Origin of the sequence: Sphingobium sp., assembly GCF_036170395.1 — a bacterium.
In the GTDB taxonomy this organism is placed as follows: Bacteria; Pseudomonadota; Alphaproteobacteria; order Sphingomonadales; family Sphingomonadaceae; genus Sphingobium.
Window position 1 is genome coordinate 1 of sequence record NZ_JAVHPD010000037.1, and the last position, 4,027, is coordinate 4,027.

The 4,027-nt window shown below is 65.5% G+C and carries 5 protein-coding genes and 1 pseudogene; 3 read left to right on the forward strand and 3 right to left on the reverse strand.

What is annotated here, in order from left to right:
* Positions 1 to 299 (forward strand): annotated as a pseudogene (locus V2B31_RS10295) (L-aspartate oxidase); the annotation flags it as partial.
* Positions 300 to 317: 18 nt separating this feature from the next.
* Here V2B31_RS10295 and V2B31_RS10300 read toward each other — a convergent pair.
* Complete coding sequence (locus tag V2B31_RS10300; RefSeq protein WP_328278142.1) at positions 318 to 1,001, reverse strand: hypothetical protein; 684 nt, start codon at positions 999 to 1,001, stop codon at positions 318 to 320.
* Positions 1,002 to 1,171: 170 nt separating this feature from the next.
* On the reverse strand, positions 1,172 to 1,558 hold the full coding sequence (locus V2B31_RS10305) for a PH domain-containing protein (RefSeq protein ID WP_328278143.1): 387 nt from the start codon (positions 1,556 to 1,558) through the stop codon (positions 1,172 to 1,174).
* A gap of 128 nt (positions 1,559 to 1,686) precedes the next feature.
* Between V2B31_RS10305 and V2B31_RS10310 the strand changes: the two genes are divergently transcribed.
* A complete protein-coding gene (locus V2B31_RS10310) occupies positions 1,687 to 2,229 on the forward strand; it encodes a nuclease (RefSeq protein ID WP_328278145.1) in 543 nt (180 codons plus the stop codon).
* 4 nt (positions 2,230 to 2,233) lie between these two features.
* Here the strand turns inward: V2B31_RS10310 and V2B31_RS10315 are convergent, their stop codons facing one another.
* Complete coding sequence (locus V2B31_RS10315; protein ID WP_328278147.1) at positions 2,234 to 2,851, reverse strand: TetR/AcrR family transcriptional regulator; 618 nt, start codon at positions 2,849 to 2,851, stop codon at positions 2,234 to 2,236.
* 163 nt (positions 2,852 to 3,014) lie between these two features.
* Here V2B31_RS10315 and V2B31_RS10320 point away from each other — a divergent pair.
* On the forward strand, positions 3,015 to 4,027 hold a 1,013-nt coding region (locus tag V2B31_RS10320; protein WP_328278149.1), incomplete at its 3' end, for a TonB-dependent receptor.

Below are 4,027 nucleotides of genomic sequence, written 5' to 3' on the forward strand. Positions count from 1 at the left end.
TCGTCCAGCATAACTGGAAGGAAATCCGCCGCTTCATGTGGGACTATGTCGGCATTGTCCGCACCACCAAACGGCTGGAGCGCGCCCAGCACCGCGTCGCGCTGCTGGCGCAGGAGGTGGACGATTATTATGGCAATTTCCGCGTGACCCCCGACCTCATCGAACTGCGCAACCTGCTGGAGGTGGCGCGGCTGGTCGTCCGTTCCGCCCTCCACCGCAAGGAAAGCCGGGGGCTTCACTACACGCTCGACTATCCCGAAACCCTGGCCGAAGCGGTGGACACGGTGCTGGCACCGTAGGCATGTGGGAGAGCTGCCCTAAAGCTCTAGCCCGATCAGCGTACCGCTGCCGATACGGTCGATATGGCGCTTGCCGTCGATCTCCAGCCAGTCGGGGGTGATTTCCAGGCGGCGGCCGCGGATCGTGGTGCGCAGATGTTCGACCGCGATGCGGTTGCGGGCGACGATGCGCAGGACGCATAGCCCGTCGCCGCGCGCCGCCATCATCGAATAGCGGTCACCGCGCAGCAGGAAATGCCAGCTGCCGTCGGTCGGCTTCCATTCATTGCCGTCGATGATCTGGGCTGCATCGCCATTGGCGTCGCCCATCCTGACGCTGATGCGGGTCGCGCCATTGGTGCGGCGCGGCGGGGCAAAGATCAGGATTGGCTCGCCGTCGAGCGTGACAGGGATGGGCGTGTCGCGCAGCATCCGCGCGCCACCGATGACGAGATGCGGCAGCTCGGCCGAAAAGGGCAGCCGGTCGCGGGCGAAATGGCGCTGGCGCACCACCGGATTGGCGTGAAAGCTGTGCACCTGGGTCGATGTCAACCGGCCTTCCTCGACCAGGCCGTGGCAGGTCGGGCACAGCAGGGTCGCGCCGGGACCGTCGGGCAGGCGCAGATAGCGGTAGATGGTGACGCCGCAGCGCACGCAGGCAAAGCCGCACGCCTGGCGGATATCGGCGCGTTCCTCCGCGCTCAATTCCGGCAGGGACGGCATTACTCGCAAGCCAACCATGGGACACCCCTATGCAGCGCCGCCCGCCCCTTTGCGGATCGACGGTCCTGACATGGCGTCCTCTTTGGCGTGGCTGGCGGCTCTCATCGGCCGCGTCTCCCCGCCCATCGTTGAAATATATGCGCCCAAGTCAAGGGGCTGGACGAAACTCTCTATCTTTGCGGCAGCAGGTCCACATTGCGTGACGCGGCGATCGCGCGAATGCGGTCGGGACGGGGCATGTTCTTGATCGCGATCTCGGCAATGTCGCCGGCGCTGAACAGTTCGACATGGCCGACCCCGAAGATGCGCTGGCCCAGCGACTGGGTGATGCGGACCGATCGGATCGAACTCAACGCCACCTCTGTGCGCTGCTTGGAGAGGAGGCCGCGTTCCAGCAGGACGTCGCGCTCGGACAAAGCCAGCCGTTCGCCCTTGTGCATCACCCACCATATGCCGATGGCGAGGATACCGACGACCGAGACCAGCAGCAGCGTGAACAGCAGCGGATGCGCGCGGAACATCGCGGGATGCTCGTCATACAACCAGGTGTCGCTCACGCCGCCTCCGCCCTTTTGTGCGGCTGCGAATTGACCATGCCCCTGCCGGTCCGTCAAGCACCGGCTGCGCGGCGCCGTTAACCAAATTTTTTGCTGACCTATGTTAATTACGCGCAGGACAGAGGCTTATGGCACGCAATCTCTATGATCTTGGCGATCAGTGCCCCGACCCGAACGGGGCCTGGTTGAACGAAAGGGAAGAAGGGCGATCGCGCATCGTGCCGATGGGGATGCTCGTGGTCGCGCTCGCCGGAGCGGGGCTGGCGGTGGTGCTGCTCAAGGACAGCCTGCCCGATCCCAATGGCCCCGCTGTCGAACCGACCAGCATCTCCGACCGCTTCGCCTTGTGCGACGATCCGCAGGGCGACGCCTGCGTGCTGAGCGGCGATGCTTATGCCTGGCGCGGCAAGCGCTACCATGTCGCTGATATGAAGGCGCCCGATGCTGCCGATCCCGGCTGCGCGCAGGAGGCGGAGCGGGCCGCCGCCGCGCGGATCGCGCTGGCGGCGATGATGAACGGCGGCGCGTTCGAGGCGCGGCGCGATCCGGCCGATGCCGATCCGTCCGCCCGCCTGCTGCTGCGCGACGGCGTGTCGATCGGCCAGCTCATGATCCTGAAAGGCCACGCCAGGCCCTGGTCGGACACTGCCCCCGACTGGTGCGCCGCCTGACGCATCACGCATCCCGTCGCCCGATCCCCTTTTCGATGAGGGCATTGGCGATGGCGGCGATCTCCTGAGCGGGACGGCTGTCGTCCCACACGCCGAAGCGCAGCCCTAAAAACACGTTCATGCCCATGATCGCCCAGGCATGGACTTCGTCGACCCCGCCGTCGATCTCGCCCCGATCGGCGGCCCGGCGCAGGCGCGCCTCCATGCGAGTCGCGGTATTTTCATAATGGGCGCGGTAGGCAGCCTGATCGACAAACTCCGCCTCGTCGATGATGCGGTAGATTTCCTTATGGTCGCGCGCGAATTCCAGAAAGCTCGTCAGGCCGACCCGCTCCGCCTCGATCGCGTTGCGCGCCTCGGCGATGCGGGGCGAGACATAATCGCGCACCTGGTTCGACATGTCGTTGACGAGCGCGCGGAAAATATCGTCCTTGCTGTCGAAATAGGTGTAGAAGCTGCCGAGCGCGCAGCCGGCGCGGCGGGTGATGCCGCTGATCGATCCTTCATGAAAGCCCTTCTCGCCGAACTCGGCGGCGGCGGCGGTCAGGAGCGCGCGGCGCGTCCGCTCGCCGCGCGCAGTGCGCGGCGTCTTGTCGTCCTTTTCGGGCGCTGCCTCGGCCATTCCCACTCCTGATCCTGTGTTCTTTTTGCAGCGTTCGACCGCCTTCGTCACGCCCTCTCTTATTTGAAGTTGAAAGCCGGTTCAACTTTCATTATCGATAGGAGCAACGCAAGCGATCCGGCAGACCGGGCGCTGCTCATTTGTTCAGGAGAGGACCGATCCGATGAAGGCCCATCAGACTTTTCGCGCCCTTGCTCTCGCCTCCGCCGCGTGGAGCGGCATGACCGCCCTGCCCGCGCTGGCGCAGGACAGCGCGCCACCACAGGCCGCCGCCGAGGAGGAAGGCGCAGCGATCGTCGTCACCGCCCGCCGGCGCGAGGAGACGCTGGTCAGCGTGCCGATCGCGGTCAGCGCCTTTTCCGGCGCGGCGCTGGAGCGGGGCGGCGCGATCGACATCACCGAACTCGCCAACGTCACCCCCAACACCACGCTGGAAGCGTCGCGCGGGACCAACTCCACTCTTACCGCCTTCATTCGCGGCGTGGGCCAGCAGGATCCGGTCTCCGGCTTCGAGCAAGGGGTCGGCATCTATCTCGACGATGTCTATCTCAACCGTCCGCAGGGCGCGCTGCTCGACATTTATGACGTGGAGCGGATCGAAGTGCTGCGCGGGCCGCAGGGCACGCTTTACGGGCGCAACACGATCGGCGGCGCGGTCAAATATGTGACCAAGATGCTGCCACAGGAGTTCGCGCTTCGGGTGAAGGGCACTTTCGGCACCTACGATCAGGCCGACGGGATCATCAGCGCGTCGGCCCCGATCGGCGATATCATCCGCGTCGGCGGTGCGGTCGCGCGGCTGTCGCGCGGCGGGTTCGGCGATAATCTCACGACGGGCCAAGAGAATTACAACAAGGACATCTGGGCCGGGCGCGCCACCTTCGAGATGGGCGGCTATGGCGAGCCGGTGCTGATCCGAATCACCGGCGACTACGCCAAGGACAAGAGCAATGCCCGCGGCGGGCACCGGCTGATCCCCGGCCAGGTGTCGGGCGCGCCGGTTCTGGACGATGTGTTCGACACACGCGGCGGCCTGTCCGATCCCAGGCAATATGTGAAGTCCTACGGCCTTTCGATGAACATCACCGCCGAATTGAACGACATGTTCACGCTCAAGTCGATCAGCGCCTGGCGCAAGGATGACAGCGCCTCGCCGATCGACTTCGACGCGCTGCC